General features: G+C 68.8%; 14 protein-coding genes. 3 read left to right on the forward strand and 11 right to left on the reverse strand.

The window, feature by feature from the left end; translation table 11 throughout:
- Positions 1-124 precede the first annotated feature (124 nt).
- The 3 genes from ACIBK4_RS23660 to ACIBK4_RS23670 all read right to left on the reverse strand — a co-directional run bounded on the left by ACIBK4_RS23660 (position 125) and on the right by ACIBK4_RS23670 (position 2493).
- Positions 125-1075 carry an ADP-ribosylglycohydrolase family protein gene (locus tag ACIBK4_RS23660; protein ID WP_398997188.1) on the reverse strand — a complete coding sequence of 317 codons (951 nt, stop codon included), beginning with the start codon at positions 1073-1075 and terminating at the stop codon, positions 125-127.
- A 12-nt stretch (positions 1076-1087) separates the two neighbouring features.
- The gene (locus tag ACIBK4_RS23665; RefSeq protein WP_393050150.1) at positions 1088-1747 is read right to left on the reverse strand and encodes a histidine phosphatase family protein; all 660 of its coding nucleotides are present in this window, start codon (positions 1745-1747) and stop codon (positions 1088-1090) included.
- Positions 1748-1887: 140 nt separating this feature from the next.
- Positions 1888-2493: a YdbC family protein gene (locus tag ACIBK4_RS23670; RefSeq protein WP_398997313.1), complete on the reverse strand. Its 606-nt coding sequence runs from the start codon at positions 2491-2493 to the stop codon at positions 1888-1890.
- A gap of 155 nt (positions 2494-2648) precedes the next feature.
- Between ACIBK4_RS23670 and ACIBK4_RS23675 the strand changes: the two genes are divergently transcribed.
- Positions 2649-3182, forward strand: coding sequence for a TerD family protein (locus ACIBK4_RS23675; protein ID WP_366436425.1), 534 nt, complete (start codon positions 2649-2651; stop codon positions 3180-3182).
- A gap of 18 nt (positions 3183-3200) precedes the next feature.
- Here the strand turns inward: ACIBK4_RS23675 and ACIBK4_RS23680 are convergent, their stop codons facing one another.
- The 4 genes from ACIBK4_RS23680 to nrdR form a co-directional block, all read right to left on the reverse strand.
- On the reverse strand, positions 3201-3896 hold the full coding sequence (locus ACIBK4_RS23680) for a DUF6215 domain-containing protein (protein ID WP_398997191.1): 696 nt from the start codon (positions 3894-3896) through the stop codon (positions 3201-3203).
- Between the two features lie 221 nt (positions 3897-4117).
- Positions 4118-4384, reverse strand: coding sequence for a hypothetical protein (locus ACIBK4_RS23685; protein WP_398997193.1), 267 nt, complete (start codon positions 4382-4384; stop codon positions 4118-4120).
- A 278-nt stretch (positions 4385-4662) separates the two neighbouring features.
- The gene (locus ACIBK4_RS23690; protein WP_398997195.1) at positions 4663-7557 is read right to left on the reverse strand and encodes a vitamin B12-dependent ribonucleotide reductase; all 2895 of its coding nucleotides are present in this window, start codon (positions 7555-7557) and stop codon (positions 4663-4665) included.
- Positions 7558-7721: 164 nt separating this feature from the next.
- Positions 7722-8273 carry a transcriptional regulator NrdR gene (gene nrdR, locus ACIBK4_RS23695; RefSeq protein ID WP_398997196.1) on the reverse strand — a complete coding sequence of 184 codons (552 nt, stop codon included), beginning with the start codon at positions 8271-8273 and terminating at the stop codon, positions 7722-7724.
- A gap of 565 nt (positions 8274-8838) precedes the next feature.
- Here nrdR and lexA point away from each other — a divergent pair.
- Entirely contained in the window at positions 8839-9618 is a 780-nt protein-coding gene (lexA, locus tag ACIBK4_RS23700) for a transcriptional repressor LexA (protein ID WP_026151025.1), read from the forward strand.
- Positions 9619-9755: 137 nt separating this feature from the next.
- Here lexA and ACIBK4_RS23705 read toward each other — a convergent pair whose 3' ends face one another.
- The 4 genes from ACIBK4_RS23705 to ACIBK4_RS23720 form a co-directional block, all read right to left on the reverse strand.
- On the reverse strand, positions 9756-11759 hold the full coding sequence (locus tag ACIBK4_RS23705) for an ATP-dependent DNA helicase (RefSeq protein WP_398997199.1): 2004 nt from the start codon (positions 11757-11759) through the stop codon (positions 9756-9758).
- Between the two features lie 541 nt (positions 11760-12300).
- Complete coding sequence (locus ACIBK4_RS23710; RefSeq protein ID WP_398997201.1) at positions 12301-13251, reverse strand: GNAT family N-acetyltransferase; 951 nt, start codon at positions 13249-13251, stop codon at positions 12301-12303.
- Positions 13252-13514: 263 nt separating this feature from the next.
- Positions 13515-15791, reverse strand: coding sequence for an IucA/IucC family protein (locus ACIBK4_RS23715; protein ID WP_398997203.1), 2277 nt, complete (start codon positions 15789-15791; stop codon positions 13515-13517).
- Between the two features lie 251 nt (positions 15792-16042).
- Entirely contained in the window at positions 16043-17503 is a 1461-nt protein-coding gene (locus ACIBK4_RS23720; protein ID WP_398997205.1) for an aminotransferase class III-fold pyridoxal phosphate-dependent enzyme, read from the reverse strand.
- 514 nt (positions 17504-18017) lie between these two features.
- Between ACIBK4_RS23720 and ACIBK4_RS23725 the strand changes: the two genes are divergently transcribed.
- On the forward strand, positions 18018-19247 hold the full coding sequence (locus tag ACIBK4_RS23725; RefSeq protein ID WP_398997207.1) for a trypsin-like serine peptidase: 1230 nt from the start codon (positions 18018-18020) through the stop codon (positions 19245-19247).
- Positions 19248-19266 lie beyond the last annotated feature (19 nt).

Consider the following 19266-nt stretch of genomic DNA (forward strand, 5'->3'; position numbering starts at 1 on the left):
GTGCGGACTCATGTGTCGCACAGCAGCTGCCAGGACAACGGCCGGGCGATCACGGAGAGTTCCCATCAGGCACAGAGAGTTTTCATCGCGTGCGGAGCGCTGCCCGGGCGAAGTGGTGAGGGCGTCAGACGGACGTCGGAACCCAGCCGGGCAGCGCCTCCGTACGCTCCAGCCACTCGACGGGCGGCGCCCCCGCCTTCCCGCCGGCGATCACGCCGCCCACGATGGCGCAGGTGGTGTCCACATCGCCGCCGACCTGCGAGGTGGCCCAGAACGCCCCCTCGTAGTCGCCGAGGCCACGCGCGGCCGACCAGAGCGCGAAGGGAACCGTGTCGTGGGCGGACGTACGGCGTCCGCAGCCCAGGACGGCCGCGACGGTGCCCGGATCGGCGTAGTCGAGCATGTCCCGGGCGCGCCGCAGGCCCGCGCCGACGGCGCTCTTCGGTACGGGTGCGATGACGCCGTCGAGGAGTGACTCTCCACGGGGCGGGCCGCCGGGAGCCGCTGCCAGCGCGGCAGCCGCGGCGACGGCCATGGCGCCGACCACGGCCTCACGGTGCTGGTGCGTGGGGTAGGCGGAGATCTCCGCCTGGTGGGTGGCCTGCTCGGGGTCGTCGGCGTACCAGGCGCCCAGGGGCGCGATCCGCATCGCCGCGCCGTTGCCCCATGACCCCTGCCCGTTGAAGAGCGCGGCGGACAGTTCACGCCAGTCGCCGCCTTCGCGGACGAGGCGCAGCAGCCGGTTGACCGCGGGACCGTAGCCGCGGTCGAAGTCGTGGTGCTCGGCGAAGGAACGCGCCAGGGCGTCCTGGTCGATGCGGTGGTGGGCGGCCAGGACGGCGACCACGGAGCAGGCCATCTCCGTGTCGTCGGTCCACTGCCAGGGAGTCGGCGGCAGTTCGCGACGCTTGAGGAGGGGGTAGTTCGCGGGGACGAAGAACTGCGAGCCCAGCGCGTCGCCCACGGCGAGTCCACGCAGGCTGGCCAGGGCACGGTCCAGACGCGCATCGAGGGAGGCGGGAGAGGCAGGAGAAACAGCAGGGTCGGGAGTGTCGGAAGAGGAGTCAGCGATCATCGGTCGGCCACCCTATCCGGTGATCCCGTACGGCTCCGGGTCTCGCCAACTGGAAAACGGCCGGTCCAGCGCGTACCGCCCGTCATCTCCCAGAACGAGCATCCGCATCTCGGCGTTCCCCGGATTCGACAGCGACTCGAACTCCGCGACCGTCCAGTGGAACCAGCGCATGCAGAACAGCCGCATCGCCAGGCCGTGCGTCACCAGGAGCACGTTCGGCGGGTGGTCGGGGGCCTCGAAGCTGCGGTAGAGGCTCTCCAGGAAGCCGCCCACCCGGTCGTAGACGTCGGCGCCGGACTCGCCCTGGGCGAAGCGGTAGAAGAAGTGCCCGTACGCGTCCCGGTACGCCTTCTGGAGGCGTACGTCGTCGCGGTCCTGCCAGTTCCCCCAGTCCTGTTCGCGCAGCCGGGGTTCCTCGCGTACGCGGACGAGGTCGGGATCGAGGTGGAAGGCCCGGAAGGTCTCGTGCGTACGGCGGTACGGGGAGACGTACACGCTGATGCGCTCGCGGCCGAACACCTCCCGCAACCGCTTTCCGGTCTCCTCAGCCTGTCGCCAGCCCTGGTCGGTCAGCGCCAGGGAATGGTCGGGTTCACGCTCGTACACAGTGTCATCAACATTGCCCGTTGACTCGCCGTGCCGGACAAGGACGATGCGCCGTGGTCGTGCCATGCCAAAACCCTAGATCGAGTGACGGGATATCGAGCACTCGTACGGGCTCCATACGGCGTAGGTCACACGAATTGTGCCCGATGGACCACATAGGGGCGCACGATTCACACAGTGGGACGCCTGCGGCGTCAGTTTGGATCTCAAACCGTCCAGGACGGTTCCAGTTGCACGATGTCCCCCGTGAGGGAGGCGACGTCGGCCTCGATCTGGGCCCGCAGTGCGAGCCGCTCCACCCGCTCGGTGCGGTACTTGCCGTGCTCGGCGGCCGAGTGCCACATCGACAGCACCATGAACTCGTGTCCGGGGGCCTCGCCGAACAGCCCGCGGAGCATGCCGGGGGAACCGGCCATCGCCGGATTCCAGACCTTCTCCTGCATCAGCGTGAAGTGCTCGGCGCGCTCCTCGTGGACACGGCACAGGGCCACCCGCACCAGGTCGGCGTCGGTGAAGCGCGGTTCGAAGCCGGTCTTCACGTCGAAACGGTGGTCGAACAGCTTGACCTGCGCGTCCTTGAAGGTGCCCACCTGGGCCGAGGCCAGCCGGTCGTGGGATCGGGCCATGAAGGAGTCGTAGAAGGCACGGCTTTCCCAGAACGCGAAAATGTGTGCCACGCCCGGCCGCGCTCTGCTCCAGCCTCCCCCCTGTCCCCGAAATCCCGGCTCCCCCAGAAGCCCCGCCCACTTTCGCTGCCCGCGCTCGAAGCCGCGGCGGTCAACCACGGTGCAGCGAATCCACTTGACCAGCACCGCGCCATCGTAAGGCCACCGAGCGTGGCGCCGGTCACGCTCCGGCTGAGATCGTCGGCGCATGCGCCCCCGCGCGCGTGGCACGATGGACAACGAACGCTGATCGCCCAGTAGTTGGGGCGCGCGATCGAGGCGAACGGGGAAGGGGAACTGTGGTGAACGGCCTCAACAAGGGGATCCGCAAGGCCGAAGTCGGGCTCCAGTGGGATCCGAGTCCCACCGGGCAGCCGCCCGTCGATCTGGACATCGTCGCCACCACGTATGTGGCGGGCGATCTGTACGGCGCTCCCGCGTACGCGGTGCACTTCGACAGCCGCTCGCCCGACGGCACCATCTATCTCAACCGGGACAGCAAGGACGGCAAGGGCTTCGGCTGGGACGAGGTCATGACCCTGGAACTCGACCGGCTCGCCGACCGGTACGCGCGCGTGGTGGTCGGTGTCGTCATCCAACAGCGCGTCGCCCACCGCACGTTCGTCAATGTCCTCAACCCGAAGCTGCGCATCCGCGAGGGATACACCGTCCTCACCGAGGACGACTTCGGTGACGTCCTGGGCGCTACGGCGGCGACGGTCGGGGAGTTCGTCCGCGACGACTCCGGAAGCTGGGACTTCCATCCCGGCATCCGGGGCTTCGAGGACGACCCCGCGACCTTCACCAGGACGATGGGCAGGGCGCAGCAGCCCTGAGCCCATCAGGACGGCGCGTCAGCCGGCGGTCCAGCCCGGGACCGTCGGCAGCACCTCCTCGGCGATACGGAACAGCGCCTCGTCGTCGGGCGGCACGTCGTCCTGACGCCAGATGGATATCTCGAAGGAGTCGCCGCCGTCCTTCGCACTCGTGGAGACCAGCAGGCTGCGGGCGATGCCTCCAGGGCCCGTACTGGCCTTGCCTCCGCCGAGGTTGAAGCTGATGGCGATGGTCCGGTCCGAGTAGAGGACGGCCGGGTGCCCCAGGACCTTCTTCACCGCTGAGGTCGAGTCCACGTAGCGCGCCGCCTGGGCGACGGGAATGTCGTCGTAGGACGCCGACAGCCGCACGGAGTACGTCTTCAGGTCGACGTCGGCCTCCGGGCTGGCGATCTTGGTGCCGCCCGCCAGCGTCATCCAGCCCGCGCTGCCCCCGGCGGTCTCCGCGTGCTCTTCCGGGGTCCCCAGGAGCACCGGAAGGTCCGTGCGGTTCAGTGCCGTGCAGAGTTGCGCCGGCGAAACGTACTTCGCCGGCAGCGTCTTGTCGGTGCTCACCGAGCAGGTCGCCGGTTTGCCGTCCTGCTGCGACGTCTTCGGCAGGACTCCCCCAAGTCCCCACATGCCGCCCACGACACCCCCGACCACGACCACCGCGGCGACCGCCTGGGCCCCCGCGCTCCTACGTCTTTCGGGTTCGACGGATTCGTCGACCATTTCCCCCACCCTCCCCTGTGCGCGGCCTATGCGCGCTGAGGGAGATTAACCGCTGATCGTTCCGCTGGGAAACCGGATTCTCCCCGGGGCGGGAAACGCCGAGGGCGGCGAAGCCGGGATACCGACTCCACCGCCCTGACCAGCTAGTTCACTTCAAGCGGTTGCCCTTGATATCGGCCAAGTGGATGGCTCCCCAGGTGTAGGGCCCGGGCAGTCACCCTCTACTTCCCCTTCGGGCGGCTCGGCGCCTGCGACAGCGTGCTGGCAGCAGCTGCCTTCTCCGCCTTCGTCGCATTCGAGCTTGCCAGCGTCTTGCCTGCAGCCGAAGCGGCCTTGGCACTGGTCTGGCCGGTGCTCTTAGGAGCCTGCGACAACGCACTGGCCGCAGCGGACTTCTCCGCTTTGGTCGCTCTCTTACTGGTCAGCGTCTTAGCGGCAGCCGAGGCAGCCTTGGCGCCAGTTTGACGAGGATTCTTCGAGATGATCAACACCTCCCTCCGGGTCAAATTTGCATCGCGACCCGGAAGCTGATGTCATGCGTGTTCTCACGCAGCGCATTGACATCGCCTCAATGCCGCACCGAACGCCCGCCCCCTACAAGGTCGGGCGTTCGTTGTTTCGGCAGCCACCCAGTAGCGGCCAAAACAAGCTCTCGGTCATCCCTGGCTCCTCTACCGAAGCCAGGGAGAACCCACGACCAACTACGCCGAGCTAACCTCCACAACGGACATTCAGCCCGTTGTGCCCGATGAAACTCGGCCCACTTTCAGCTGCAGCCGCTGGTCGAGCCGCACCCCTCGCAGATGTAGCAGGAACCGGCCCGCTGCATCTTCGTACCGCAGGAGAAGCAGAGCGGGGCGTCGGCCTGGATGCCCAGCTGCATCTCCACCAACTCGGCGCTGGTGTGCGCCTGCTGCGGGGCGGGCTTGGTCGCCTCGGCCACGGCCTTCGGCGCGGCCACGGCCTTCAACTCCTGGGCGCGCGGCGCCGACTGGGCCAGGCCCTCTACGTCGACCTCGTCCTCCGTCGGCTCGTACGAGCCGGTCTCCAGGTGACGCTGACGCTCCTCGGCGGAGTGGATGCCGAGCGCGGAGCGCGTCTCGAAGGGCAGGAAGTCGAGCGCCAGGCGGCGGAAGATGTAGTCGACGATCGACTGCGCCATCCGCACGTCCGGGTCGTCCGTCATGCCGGCCGGCTCGAAGCGCATGTTCGTGAACTTGGAGACGTACGTCTCCAGGGGCACGCCGTACTGCAGGCCTACGGAGACGGCGATCGAGAAGGCGTCCATCATGCCCGCGAGGGTGGAGCCCTGCTTGGACATCTTCAGGAAGACCTCGCCGAGACCGTCGTCCGGGTAGGAGTTGGCGGTCATGTAGCCTTCGGCGCCGCCGACCGTGAAGGAGGTCGTGATGCCCGGGCGGCCCTTGGGGAGGCGCTTGCGGACGGGGCGGTACTCGACGACCTTCTCGACCGCGGTGCGGATGGTGTCCTCGGCCTTGGCGGTGACCTCGACCTTCTCCTTCTCCTTGGTCTTCGCGGAGAGGGGCTGGCCGACCTTGCAGTTGTCGCGGTAGATCGCGAGCGCCTTGACGCCCAGCTTCCACGCCTCGAAGTAGACCTCTTCGACGTCCTCGACGGTCGCCGTCTCCGGCAGGTTGACCGTCTTGGAGAGCGCGCCGGAGATCCAGGGCTGGATGGCGGCCATCATGCGGACGTGGCCCATCGCGGAGATGGAACGCTCGCCCATGGCGCAGTCGAACACCTCGTAGTGCTCCTGCTTGAGCCCGGGGGCGTCGATCACATTGCCGTTGTCGGCGATGTGGGCGACGATCGCCTCGGTCTGCTCCTCCTGGTAGCCCATGCGACGCAGGGCCTGCGGGACGGTGCCGTTGACGATCTGCATCGAGCCGCCGCCGACCAGCTTCTTGAACTTGACCAGGGCGAGGTCGGGCTCAAGTCCGGTGGTGTCGCAGGACATCGCGAGACCGATGGTGCCGGTCGGGGCGATGACGGACGCCTGCGAGTTACGGAAACCGTTCTTCTCACCGAGGCGCAGCACGTCCTGCCAGGACTCCGTGGCAGCGGCCCAGATGGGCGTGTCCAGGTCGTCCGCGCGCGGGGCCACGGCGTTGGCGTCTGCGTGCTGCTTCATGACGCGCAGGTGCGGCTGCTCGTTGCGGGCGTAGCCGTCGTACGGGCCGACGACCGCGGCGAGTTCGGCGGAACGCTTGTACGACGTGCCGGTCATCAGGGAGGTGATGGCACCCGCGAGGGCACGACCGCCGTCCGAGTCGTACGCGTGGCCCGTCGCCATCAGCAGGGCGCCGAGGTTGGCGTAGCCGATGCCGAGCTGGCGGAACGCGCGCGTGTTCTCGCCGATCTTCTGCGTCGGGAAGTCCGCGAAGCAGATGGAGATGTCCATCGCGGTGATGACGAGCTCGACGACCTTGGCGAAACGCTCGACCTCGAAGGACTGGTTGCCCTTGCCGTCGTCCTTGAGGAACTTCATCAGGTTCAAGGAGGCGAGGTTGCAGGACGTGTTGTCCAGGTGCATGTACTCGCTGCACGGGTTCGAGCCGTTGATACGGCCGGACTCCGGGCACGTGTGCCACTGGTTGATGGTGTCGTCGTACTGGATGCCCGGGTCGGCGCAGGCCCAGGCGGCCTCGGCCATCTTGCGGAAGAGCTCCTTGGCGTCGACCTCCTCGATGACCTCGCCGGTCATGCGGGACGTCAGGCCGAACTTGTCGCCGTTCTCCACGGCCTTCATGAACGTGTCGTTCACACGGACCGAGTTGTTGGCGTTCTGGTACTGCACCGACGTGATGTCGTCGCCGCCCAGGTCCATGTCGAAGCCCGCGTCACGCAGCGCGCGGATCTTCTCTTCTTCCTTGACCTTGGTCTGGATGAAGTCCTCGATGTCGGGGTGGTCGACGTCCAGGATGACCATCTTGGCCGCGCGGCGGGTGGCGCCGCCGGACTTGATGGTTCCCGCGGAGGCGTCGGCGCCGCGCATGAAGGAGACCGGTCCGGAGGCGTTGCCACCGGAGGAGAGCAGCTCCTTGGAGGAGCGGATGCGGGACAGGTTCAGGCCGGCGCCGGAACCGCCCTTGAAGATCATGCCCTCTTCCTTGTACCAGTCGAGGATCGACTCCATGGAGTCGTCGACGGCCAGGATGAAGCAGGCCGAGACCTGCTGGGGCTGCGGGGTCCCGACGTTGAACCAGACGGGGCTGTTGAAGCTGAAGACCTGGTGCAGGAGGGCGTACGCCAGCTCGTGCTCGAAGATCTCGGCGTCGGCGGGTGAGGCGAAGTACTTGTAGTCCTCGCCGGCCTTCCGATACGTCTTCACGATGCGGTCGATGAGCTGCTTGAGGCTCACCTCGCGCTGCGGGGTGCCCACGGCACCGCGGAAGTACTTGCTGGTGACGATGTTGACCGCGTTCACCGCCCATTCGGCGGGGAACTCGACGCCACGCTGCTCGAAATTGACCGAGCCGTCGCGCCAGTTGGTCATGACGACGTCACGGCGCTCCCACTCCACCTCGTCGTACGGGTGCACGCCCGGGGTGGTGTGAATACGCTCGATGCGCAGTCCCTTGGTGGCCTTGGTGCCCTTCGCGCGGGAACCTCGTGCCGGACCGCTCGCCGTCTCTGTCATGCCGCCTCCCTCTACAGGCGAAAACGCCCGAAAATGCCACGATGTTCCCGTGGCAGAGTGTTTGTCTGGTGCCGCGGGTGCCCACAGCTCATGGCCCCGCGACAAGTCCTGATACGCCGTCGCCCGGCCGGACCCGGGGTCTCCGCCCGGTTCCGGCCCGTCGGTCAGTCGGCGGAGTGGGCGGGCACGGGGACCTGAACGGTCCCCCCGGTTCCGCCGTCGTCTTCCTGGCTCCCCGATACCGCGTCTTCGTCGTCCGCGGCGGATCCTGGGGCCACCTCGCGCAGTTCCACGATCGCGGCCTCGAAGTCCTCAAGGGAGTTGAACGCCCTGTAGACGGAGGCGAATCGCAGATAGGCGACGAGGTCGAGCTCCTGCAACGGGCCGAGTATGGCCAGCCCGACGTCATGGGTGGTCAGTTCGGCGCTTCCGGTGGCCCGCACCGCTTCCTCGACCCGCTGGCCGAGCTGGGCGAGTGCGTCCTCGGTGACAGGCCGTCCCTGGCATGCCTTGCGCACACCGTTGATGACCTTGGTACGACTGAAAGGCTCGGTGACTCCGGACCGCTTGACCACCATGAGCGAGCACGTCTCCACGGTCGTGAAACGACGGGAGCAGTCAGGGCACTGGCGGCGCCGGCGGATCGACGTGCCGTCATCGGTCGTACGACTGTCGACGACACGGCTGTCGGGGTGCCTGCAGAAGGGGCAGTGCATGGTCTCCAACCCTCCCTCACAGCAGACTCAATAGCCTCGTGAGACCCCTTGGGCCTCTCGAAGCAGCCCCAAGCATAGGGGATGGCCGAGACTCTGGAGACCCGGGGGACCACAACTTCTGGGCTGCTGCCGCAATCCAACCACTAGATGTGGTGATTGGCCCACACAAACACGCCGTACGCGCGTGTCGCACCCGTATTGGCATGTGCCATACGACCGTCCAGTCGCCCCGAACACGCGGGCGCACACCCGTACCGCCAGGCCACTTACGGAGATACCGTGAGCGCGGCACGGAGGAGGCGTGGGGCTCCCGCACAGAACGGGACCGACCCCCGACTGCCGGGACACCGGGTGGCAGACTGTGGCGACAACCCACAAGGTCACCACCCCGGCGGCGAAGAGTACAACAATGGCCTCTTTTGTCCGCCAGGCGCCGCGTTAGCCATACACCCGGACGCATGATCGCGACAGGCTATCTGCACTTTTTCACTCGAACGTGTGTTTGGCGCAACCTTTCGAAAGCAACTACCGTTGTCCAGCAGGGAGACCATCGAGAGGGGCCGACGTGACCACCACCGCAGACAGTGCCACCATCACTGCCCAGGATCGCTCCCAGGGCCGACTCGAGCCGGTGCATGCAATGAACGAAGCCGCGAATCCCGAGGGACACAAGCGCTCCCTGCCGGGCCGACCTCCCGGTATCCGGGCGGACAGCTCGGGGCTCACGGACCGGCAGCGCCGGGTGATCGAGGTCATCAGGGACTCGGTGCAGCGACGGGGATACCCGCCGTCGATGCGCGAGATCGGCCAGGCCGTGGGCCTGTCCAGCACGTCCTCGGTCGCACACCAGCTGATGGCACTGGAGCGCAAGGGCTTCCTGCGCCGCGACCCGCACCGCCCGCGCGCGTACGAGGTCCGCGGCTCCGACCAGTCCTCGTCGGTGCAGCCCACGGACACTGCGGGCAAGCCGGCCGCGTCGTACGTCCCGCTGGTGGGCCGGATCGCCGCCGGTGGCCCGATCCTCGCTGAGGAGTCCGTCGAGGACGTCTTCCCCCTCCCCCGCCAACTGGTCGGTGACGGTGAGCTGTTCGTCCTGAAGGTCGTCGGTGACTCGATGATCGAGGCCGCGATCTGCGACGGCGACTGGGTGACCGTGCGCCGCCAGCCGGTCGCCGAGAACGGCGACATCGTGGCCGCCATGCTGGAGGGCGAGGCAACCGTCAAGCGCTTCAAGCGCGAGGACGGCCACGTCTGGCTCCTCCCGCACAACTCGGCCTACGAGCCGATCCCCGGCGACGACGCGACGATCCTCGGCAAGGTGGTGGCAGTGCTGCGGCGCGTGTGACGGCTGCGGCGGGCGGGCCCATCGGCCCGGCCCCCTGACCGGACCCCGGGACCCCTGCGCCGGTTCCGGGGTCCTGTGCTGTGCGGGCCCGGGTATCCGCGGGTTGGTCCGGCGCGCCGGACCAACCTCGTCCCGCATCACGCCGGTTCGGCCTCCTCCTGCACCGCTTCGGCTTCCTCCTGCTTCGCCTTCGCGTCGATCGCGGCCAGCGACCTCCGGACCTGGTTACGGTCCGTGGTGTACCAGAAGTCGGGCAGTGACGCCTTGAGATAGCTGCCGTAGCGGGCGGTGGCCAGCCGTTGGTCGAGCACGGCGACCACGCCCCGGTCACCCGACGCGCGGACGAGACGGCCGGCTCCCTGGGCCATGAGGAGCGCCGCGTGCGTGGCGGCCACCGCCATGAAGCCGTTGCCTCCGGCGTCCTCCACCGCCTTCTGACGGGCGCTCATCAGCGGGTCGTCCGGGCGCGGGAACGGGATCTTGTCCATGACGACCAACTGGCAACTGGGCCCGGGGACATCGACGCCCTGCCAGAGCGACAGCGTGCCGAAGAGACAGGTCTTCGGGTCGGCCGCGAAGTTCTTGATCAGCTCGCCGAGCGTCTCCTCGCCCTGGAGCAGGATCGGGTACTCGGGGATGCGGGAGCGCAGCTCCTCTGCGGCGAGCTGGGCGCCCCGCATCGAGGAGAACAGCCCCAGGGTGCGGCCCCCGGCCGCCTGGATCAGCTCCGTCAACTCGTCGAGCATGTCGGCGCGATCGCCGTCCCGCGCAGGGCGCGACAGGTGTTTCGCGACGTACAGGATGCCCTGCTTCGGGTAGTCGAAGGGCGAGCCCACGTCGACCCCCTTCCACTGCGGCAGATTGTCGCCCACGGTTCCCTCGGGGGCGAGGCCCAGAGATGCCCCTACGCCGTTGAAGTCGCCGCCGAGCTTCAGCGTGGCCGAGGTCAGGGTCACCGAGCGGTCCGCGAAGAGCTTCTCCCGCAGCAGGCCCGACACGGACATGGGGGCTACCCGCAGGGAGGCGCCGAAGCGGTCGTGGCGTTCGTACCAGACGACGTCCCACTCGGAACCGTTGGTGATCCGCTCCGCCACGTCGTGCACGCTCTCCACGGAGGCCAGCGCCTGCTTGCGGACCGCGTCCTCGTCCTGCACGGACTTGTCGCGGGTGGCGCCGATCGCGGAGATCACCGTACGGCAGGCGTCGCGCAGCGCCATGAGGGCGTAACCGAGGTCCTCCGGGATCTCCTCCAGGCGGCCCGGCAGGGCGAGCTCCATCAGCCGCTCGAAGCCCTCGGCAGCGGTCTGGAGCTGGTCGGCGGCCTTCTCGTTGGCCAGCTTCGCGGCGCGGCGCACCGCGCGGTTGACCTGGCCCGGGGTGAGCTCGCCGGTGGCCACTCCGGTGACCCGCGAGACGAGTTCGTGCGCCTCGTCGACGATCAGCACCTCGTGCTGCGGGAGGACGGGGGCGCCCTCGATGGCGTCGATCGCGAGCAGCGCGTGGTTCGTGACGACGACGTCGGCGAGTTTGGCGCGCTCGCGGGCCGCCTCGGCGAAACACTCCGCTCCGTAGGCGCACTTCTGGGCGCCCAGGCACTCACGGGAGGACACCGAAACCTGCGCCCAGGCGCGGTCGGAGACTCCGGGTGTGAGGTCGTCGCGATCGCCGTTCTCGGTCTCGTCCGTCCAGTCGCGCAGCCGCAGCAGGTCCTGGCCCAGCTTGCTCGTGGGTGCCGCCGCCTCGAACTGGTCGAAGAGACCGTCCTCCTCGTCCTGCGGCATGCCCTCGTGGAGTCGGTGCAGGCACAGGTAGTTCGACCTGCCCTTGAGCATCGCGAACTGTGGGCGGCGGCGCAGCAGTGGATGCAGTGCGTCGACCGTACGCGGCAGGTCCCGCTCCGCCAGCTGGCGCTGGAGGGCGAGCGTCGCGGTGGCGACGACGACACGCTCCCCGTGCGCGAGCGCGGGCACGAGGTAGCCGAGGGACTTTCCGGTGCCGGTGCCGGCCTGGACCAGCAGATGGGAACCGTCGTCGATCGCCTCCGCGACGGCTTCGGCCATGGTCACCTGGCCGGGGCGCTCCGAACCGCCGACGGCAGTGACGGCAGCATGCAGGAGTTCGGGGAGTGAGGGCTTCGTCATAGCCCGACCACCCTACGGGGCGGGACTGACAACCGGGCGATCAAGGCGGAGGGCAGGGGTGGATCACGACCGGGGGCTTTTGGATGGGGGCGGGTTTTGTTCGGGTGGGGATCGGGTCGGTTCGGGTCAGGTCGGGAGGGGGGAGATCGGGCCGAGGCGGGTGAGGCGTGGGCGTGGGGGGTGGGAGCGAGGGTTGGTTGGGGTGGGGGTTGGTTGAGGTTGGGGGTTGGTTGAGGTTGGGGGAAATCGGGGCTGCTGCGCTTCGGCCGAGGGCTGGTTGGGTTCGAGGCGGGCTCGGGGTGTGTGGGAGCGGGCTCGGAATGGTTCGGGGGGACAGGTCGGATTGTTCGGCGTTCCGATCGGTTCGGGGGTGGAGTCGGCTGAGTTCGGCCGACCGGGCTCAGCCAGCCGGGCCCAGTCGGCGGGAGCCAGGCGATCAGGCTCGGTAAATCAGAGCCACCGCGGTCGAATCCGATTCGAGGGAGTGGGAACCGGATCGGGCCGAGCGGTGTACCAAAAGTGATGGCGCTGCCACGTGGCGCTACAGCAGATCGCGCAGGGAACGGTCTCGGACCATGAGGGCGGCTCGCTTGGCGGGCAGGTCGACCTCGGCGGAGAACCGGAAACCGGCGCCCAGGAAAGCGGCTACGGAAGGGGTGTTGCGAATGTCGGGTTCCGCGACGATGCGGGCGCAGGCGGAGCGCTTGTCGAGTACGAGGTCGGCGACGGCCCGGAGAAGCGTGCCGCCCAGCCCTCGGCCTCGATCGGCGACGTTGCCGATGAGGAGGTGGATGCCGGTGTCGTGCGGTCGGGCGGGGTAGTGGCGGGCCAGTGGGTCGAGGTCCGCCCGGTAGATCTCCCAGTAGCTCATCGGGGTGCCGTCCAACACGCCGAGACAGGGAACGCTGCGTCCGTCACCGGCGAGTTGGGCTCGCAGGTGGTCCTCGGTCGGCGTCTGAGGGCCGGCCAATTCCCAGAACTCTGCGACAGCAGGGTCGTTCATCCAGCCGTTGATCAGCGGGAGGTCACGTTCGATTTGGACGGGGAGGAGGTGGAAGGAGCCTGCGGGGGTGCGGGTCTGGCCCCAGTCGGTGACGCGATCGAGGAGGTCGTCACCGGGCGGGGTATAGGAGTTGGGCGAGATGTCGGAGGCGGGTGAGGTGCCGGAGACAGCAGGCCGGGACTCGGAGGCGCGCCGGGTTGTGCCTTCCGCGTCGTCCATCGGCTTCCGTCGCCCGGTGGCGTCGGCCTGGTCGAGGGCGGCCGCATCGGGGGCGGATGCGTGATGGTCCACCGCGTCGTGGGCTGCCTCACGGTGGGCTACCGCGTCAGCTGCGTCCGCCTCGGCGCAGAGCGCGAGGAACGCCTCGGGTAGGCGGAGGTCGAGGGTGTCCTCGCCGTCCGTGCCTGAACTCTCGCTCGCAGTCGCGCCGATGCCTGGGTAGGAGCCGGGTCCAGTCGCGGTGTCGGCGCTTGCATCGGTGGGAGGCACGGTGCCGCTCCTCTCAGGAGGTGGGGTGGGTCATGTTCCTTAGGGGCGAAGGGAGTTGGTGGCGGTCGGGATTGCTCGGTGCTGGTCCGGATTGACGGGGGTCTGCGGCGGTCGGAGTCGGTAAAAGCCGGTGATGTTCGGAGGGGGAGGGAGTTGCTGCTGGTCGGAGCGGGAGGCCGCTGGCGGCGATCGGATCGGCGGCAGTTGGTGGCGGCCTTCGGAGCCAGAGCCAGCGACGGCAACGGCAACGGCAACGGCAACGGTCAGAAACGAAGGGGGTTCGCGATGGTGACGTAGACGGACTGGGTGTCGACCGGGCCGATGAGTTCGTCGAGGCCGTGCAGTCGGGTCAGCAGGTTGGCCTTGCAGCGCAGGACGGGTGAGTCGAGCAGGCGGGCCGGCAGGGAGGTGCGCAGCCGGGCGGGACCGGAGGCCACATCACTGAGGAAGCGACGGAAGGCGGAGAGCAACAACCGCTCGTCGGCGAGACGTTGCGAACCGAACGCCCCGATGAGACCGAGCACGTTGTTGATCGCGAGGTAGTACGCGAAGCGTTCGTCGGTGACCTCGTCGGAGACGAAGGTGTCGCTGTGTTCGCCGATGCCGGGCAGTCGGGCTTCGAGTTCCGCGCGTCGGGAGGCGCGGAAGTAGTAGCCCTGGTTGTCGCGGTAGCGGCCGCCCACGGGCCAGCCTTCGCCGTCCAGCAGAAGCAGCGTGTTCTGCTGGTGCGCCTCCAGGGCGATCCCCGCCTCGCTGTCCAGCCACAGCACGGGACGGACGACCTGCTCCAGGTACCGCAGGAACCACTCGGCGGCGACTGCTCCACGCGACCGGCCGGTCCGCGCGGCGAGGCCCATGACGACCTCGGCCAGACGGGACCGCAACAGCGGTGTGCCGGACGTGGCGGGGCTGGTGCGGCTAGTGCAGCTGAGGTGCGAAGTTGTCGCCGGTCCGCCGGCGGTGGCGCTCCGCCCGGTGTACGGCCGGAGTGAGACGAGCCCGGCGATGCAGGACACGTCGTCGGACGCGCTGAAGGGGTTGTGCCGGATCACCACGTCGATTCCGGGCAACGGCACACGGGCACCCCGCTCGCCACGGCCGGCGTGATCGGCACCGTGCTCGCCCAGGCCCGCACCGCGCTCACCTGTGCCTGCACCGCGCTCCCCCGAGTCGGCGCCGTACTCGCCCGGCACGTCCAACGCGTCGACGGCCAGCCATGCCGGGTCGCGGACGATGTCGAAGCCCGGGTGGGCAGCGTGCCAGTGCTGGGACAGGCCGGTGCGCAGCAAGCGGTGTACCTCGACGCCTCGGTGGAGTTCCTTGCGGAGGTTCTCACGGCGGGAGTTGGTGATGCGGAGGCCCAGGGAGAGCTTGAGCATGGCGGGGGCGCCGGATTGGTGGACGGTTCGTACGGAGGAGGTGGGGTGCCACGGGGCGCCATGGGTACCGAGATCCTGGATCAGGCCGGCGTCTAGCAAGGCCGCGATATCGGCTCGGTGTTGGATCTCGCGCCACTGCCAGGGATGCAGGGGAAGAGCGGCATGGCTCTCGGGCAACGGCAGTTCGGGGCCGGCGAGTCGGGCCGTGAGGTGGGCGGCGGAGACGGGGCGGCCGCGTTCGGTCCAGGCCGAGTCGGTGGCCAGTACGGAAGGAGCGACAGCCAGCCAGTGCAGTGGGAAGGAGCCGCGCAACTCCGGTGAGTACAGGCGGGCTTCGGCCTCAGAAAGGCCCTCGCGGCTCTTCGGGGTCGGGTGCGACGGGTGGCCGAGCAGGAGTGCCTGTTCGGCGGAGAGGAAGAGATCGGGGCCGTCGGCCGGGTGTGCACGGCGGTCGGTGATGAAGGTGACGGTACGACGGACGGAGTCGGCTACGCGGGCCACCAGGTCGGTCACGGTTTCGGGTGCCGTTGCGGATGCCGTTGCGGATGCCCTTGTCGCTGCCGCTGTCGCCGCCTCGTCCATAACCGAGGTGGCAGCGGGAAGCGCCGAGCCCAAGGGGGCGTTGGGACTCGCCGATACGTCGTCGCCCCCGGCGACACAGCCGACCCCCTGCGGCACCGCTCCCGGGGAGGCAACGGTGGCCGTATCGGCACCCGTTGTGGAGCCGCCGTCACGCACGACCGTCTCCCTGCCGAGCAACGCCGCGACCGTCACCGCATCGGCGGGTGGGGTTCCGTGGGGAGCGTCGGACAGGTAGGGAAGGCCGAAGCGGTGCCAGCCCGTCGGGGACCAGTAGTGGACCTGGGCGAGCAGGGCCGTGTTGCTGGCGGGGAGGGGGATGTGGAGGGTGCCATTGGTGGGGGCGGGGAGGTTCGTTTCGCGTACCCAGCAGCGCAGGAGGTTCTCGACAGCTGCGGCCTGGGCGGCGGTGTGGGGGTCGGGGTGCTCCAAGAGGTCGGCGGTCGTACCGCGCGGCTGAGCTGCTTCCGGGCTGCGGGGCTGCTGCCGGGGAACCGACTCGGTCGACGCCGCCGCCAGGGTCTGTGTGTGTCGAGAGCTCGCCTCGTGGGAGTGGCCGTCAGAGGTGGGCGTGGGATTCAAAGCTGTTCCTCGGGAGGTGTTTCGGAGTGGGAGTCGTGTGGGGCCAAGTGGGGTTGTTCTGGCGAGCGTTGATCTTTGGTGTTCTGCAACTGTTGCGGCAGATCAGCCGAGTTGGTGTCGGTGTCCCGTGGCGCTCCATGTTCCGGAGTGGTCACCTCGATGCGCCGGTGGCGACCAGTCGATGTACCGATGAGTTGATGTACATGCGCATCTGCGCAGGCGAACGCGTCGACCACACCCGCTACGGCGCATTACCCGGCCCACTCGGAGCGGCAGCCGGTGCGCCCGCTGCCGACGTCGGTCTGGCCGCGGGCCACGGCCTCCACCGCGTCGGACAGGCGGCCGAGTGCGGCTGTCGTCTGTTCGTCGCTGATCGTGAGAGGTGGGAGGAGTCGTGCGACGCGTGTGTGGCGGCCACCGAGTTCGACGATGAGGCCGCGGCGCAGGCACTCCTGCTCGACCGCGGCGGCGAGTCCGGGAGCGGCGGGACGGGCGCCGTCCACGGGCCGTCGCATCGCCCCCAGGTCCGATCCGCGCCTTCCATCGCCGACTCCCCTGGCAGCCCCCTCTTCCTCAGTCACGAACTCGACCCCGATCATCAACCCCCTCCCGCGCACATCGCCCACGCACGCGAACTCGTCAACCATTCCCCGGAGTTGGGCAAGCATCCGAGTGGCGATCCCGGCCGCGCGTCCGGCGAGGTCGTGCTTGCGGACGTGGGCGAGGATCGCGGCGCCGGCGGCCAGGGCGAGTTGGTTGGCTCTGAACGCGTCTGTGGGGGCGTCGAGTTGGTGGACTTCGAGGTCGTCTCGGTGGACGACGACGGCCAGGGGCAGGCTGCCGCTGATGGCATTGGAGAGCACCATCACGTCAGGGGCGACTCCGCTGTGCTCAACGGCCCAGAAGGCGCCGGTTCGGCCGATGCCCGTCTCGGTCTCGTCGGCGATCAGCGGGATGGAGCGGGTGGCGGTGACCTGCCGGATGTGCCGCATCCAGTCGTCGGGGGCCGGGATCACTCCGCCGCCCTGGACAGGTTCGAGGAGCACTCCGGCGGGGTTCGGCATCGCGGAGTTGGGGTCGTCCAGGCCGTGCTCGAACTTGTCCGGGCCGTTGCCGTATGGGCGGCGGTGGTCCTGCGGGGAGGGCAGGCGGCCGTCCCGGACGTCGGGGTCATCGCCGGATACATCGAGCGTGCTCGTGGTCATGCCAGGGTGAGCGTCAGTGAGGGCGAGGATGTCGGTGCGTCTGGTCACGGCTCGGACCAGCCTGAACTCGGCCTCGACCGCCTCGGTGGCCGTCGGCCCGCAGAACTGCACGCGTGCGTGGTCGCCGAATCCGGGCGGCAGCGTGCGGAAGAGCTCGGCGACGAAGGCGTCCCTGACGGGAGTTGCGAGGTCGGGGGTATGGAGCGGGGCATCCGAGTCGAGGACTGTGCGGATCGCCTCCAGGACCACGGGGTGGTTGTGCCCGGGGGCCAGCGTCCCGCCGCCCGAAGCGCAGTCCAGGTAACGGCGGCCGTCAGCGCCCTCGACGGTCAGTCCACGCGCCCGCACCGGCACGATGGGAAGGGCCCGCGCGTAGGTCCGTGCCGGCGACTCGCGCGCCGCCTGACGCCGTGGGTTCCCCTCGTAGCCCTCACGCACGGACCGACGCCGCGGAATTCCCTCGTACCCGACACACGGCGGCTCAGGGCGCAGGTCGTTCCCGTACATCTCGCCCGTCGGGCGAGGCCGACTGGCGTCCTCATGCCGACCGCGCCCCGACTCGCGCCCCAGATCCCCCTCGTGCTCTCCGCCCGTCGGCCGACGAACCAAGGCCCCCTCCTGCGCTCCCCGCACCACCGCAGACGCACCGCCGAGTTCACCCCTCTCGCCCGCAGCGAGCCCACATCTCCCGTACGCAGACGCAGAGTTGGCCACGACCCTCCACTCCTCCCGCTGTCCATGGGCGAGTTGAGGTCGCGCGTCGCCACGGGCGCAGGGGACCGCGTATCGACAGCAGGCCCCCCACCGCTACCAACCCCGGGCCGCCCACGGGGTTACGGGTTGTTCCAAGATCCTTGCCGTAGCGAAACCGTTGCCGTCCCGTGGGAAGTCCCCCACAGCGAGCGCATAGTGTGTGGTGCCGTTCCCGAAGGCCGTGAGTTCGGCGTGAACTCACCATGAGTTCCGGCTGAGATCACAGCCGTAAAGCTCAACATCCGTTCACCCAGGGGGAGTCAAGACCATGCGATCGATACGGCCGTCCTTCAGCGCCCGTCGTGGGAGGGGCGCGCGGCGCGGAACCTCCCCCGTGGTGGCCACTGTTGCCCTCGCCTCGGCGCTCGCGCTGACCGCGACCGCGTGCGGTTCCAGTGACACGAAGGCGGACGGCCAGTCCACCGCGTCCGCCACCAGCAGTGACACCGGTGACGGCAAGATCAAGATCCCGAACGACATCAGGGACAAGCTCAAAGAGCACGGGATCGACATCGACAAGTGGAAGGGCGGCGCCTGGAAGAACTGGAACCGGGACGACTGGCTGCGCGAGGCCGACGACTACATCAACCCGATCATCAAGGGGTTGTGGAGTTCCGGCCGGATGCGGGACGCCAACGACCCGGACACGGGCGTCGACACCAACGACATCTCCGGTGACCAGGGCGTGACCGACCCGACGCCCGCGGTGGTGGACGCGAAGGCCGTGTCGCCTACGTACCACGCCAACGCGGCCACGGCGGGCAAGGTGTTCTTCGACTCCCCCGAGGGCACGATGGTCTGCTCGGCGACGGTCGTGGAGGACCCGGCGCACCCGGGCAAGTCCAACTTGGTCTGGACGGCGGGCCATTGTGTGCACGCCGGCAAGAAGGGCGGCTGGTACCGCAACATCGCGTTCGTGCCGTCGTACAACAACGCGGGCCATTCGGCAGCGCAGTTGGAGACCGAGACCCGGGAGCAGGTCGCTCCGTACGGTGTCTGGTGGGCCGACTGGGCGCGGACCTCGCAGCAGTGGATCGACCAGGGCGGCGAGACGGGCGGGCAGGGTTCGTCGTACGACTACGCCGTGATCCATGTGACGCCCGAGAAGGGCAGCGGGGGCAAGTCCCTTGAGGAGACGGTGGGTTCGGCGCTGCCGGTGAACTTCAACGCGCCGGCCGTGCCGAAGGTGTCCAGCATCACCGCGACCGGCTACCCCGAGGCGAAGCCGTACGACGGTTCGACGCTGTACCAGTGCACGGACAAGCCGGGGCGGCTGTCGATCAACGCCTCGGACCCGACGATGTACCGCATCGGCTGCAGCATGACGGGCGGTTCGTCCGGTGGCGGCTGGGTCGAGACGGGGACGGACGGCAAGCCGACGCTGGTGTCCAACACCTCGATCGGGCCGGTGACTTCGGGCTGGCTGGCGGGTCCGCGGCTGGGCGATGTGGCCAAGAGTGTGTACGACTCGGTCAGCAAGAAGTTCGCCGGCCAGTAGGCAAGGCGGCAGGCACAGT

Origin of the sequence: Streptomyces sp. NPDC050528 (genome assembly GCF_044457795.1) — a bacterium.
Taxonomy (GTDB): domain Bacteria; phylum Actinomycetota; class Actinomycetes; order Streptomycetales; family Streptomycetaceae; genus Streptomyces.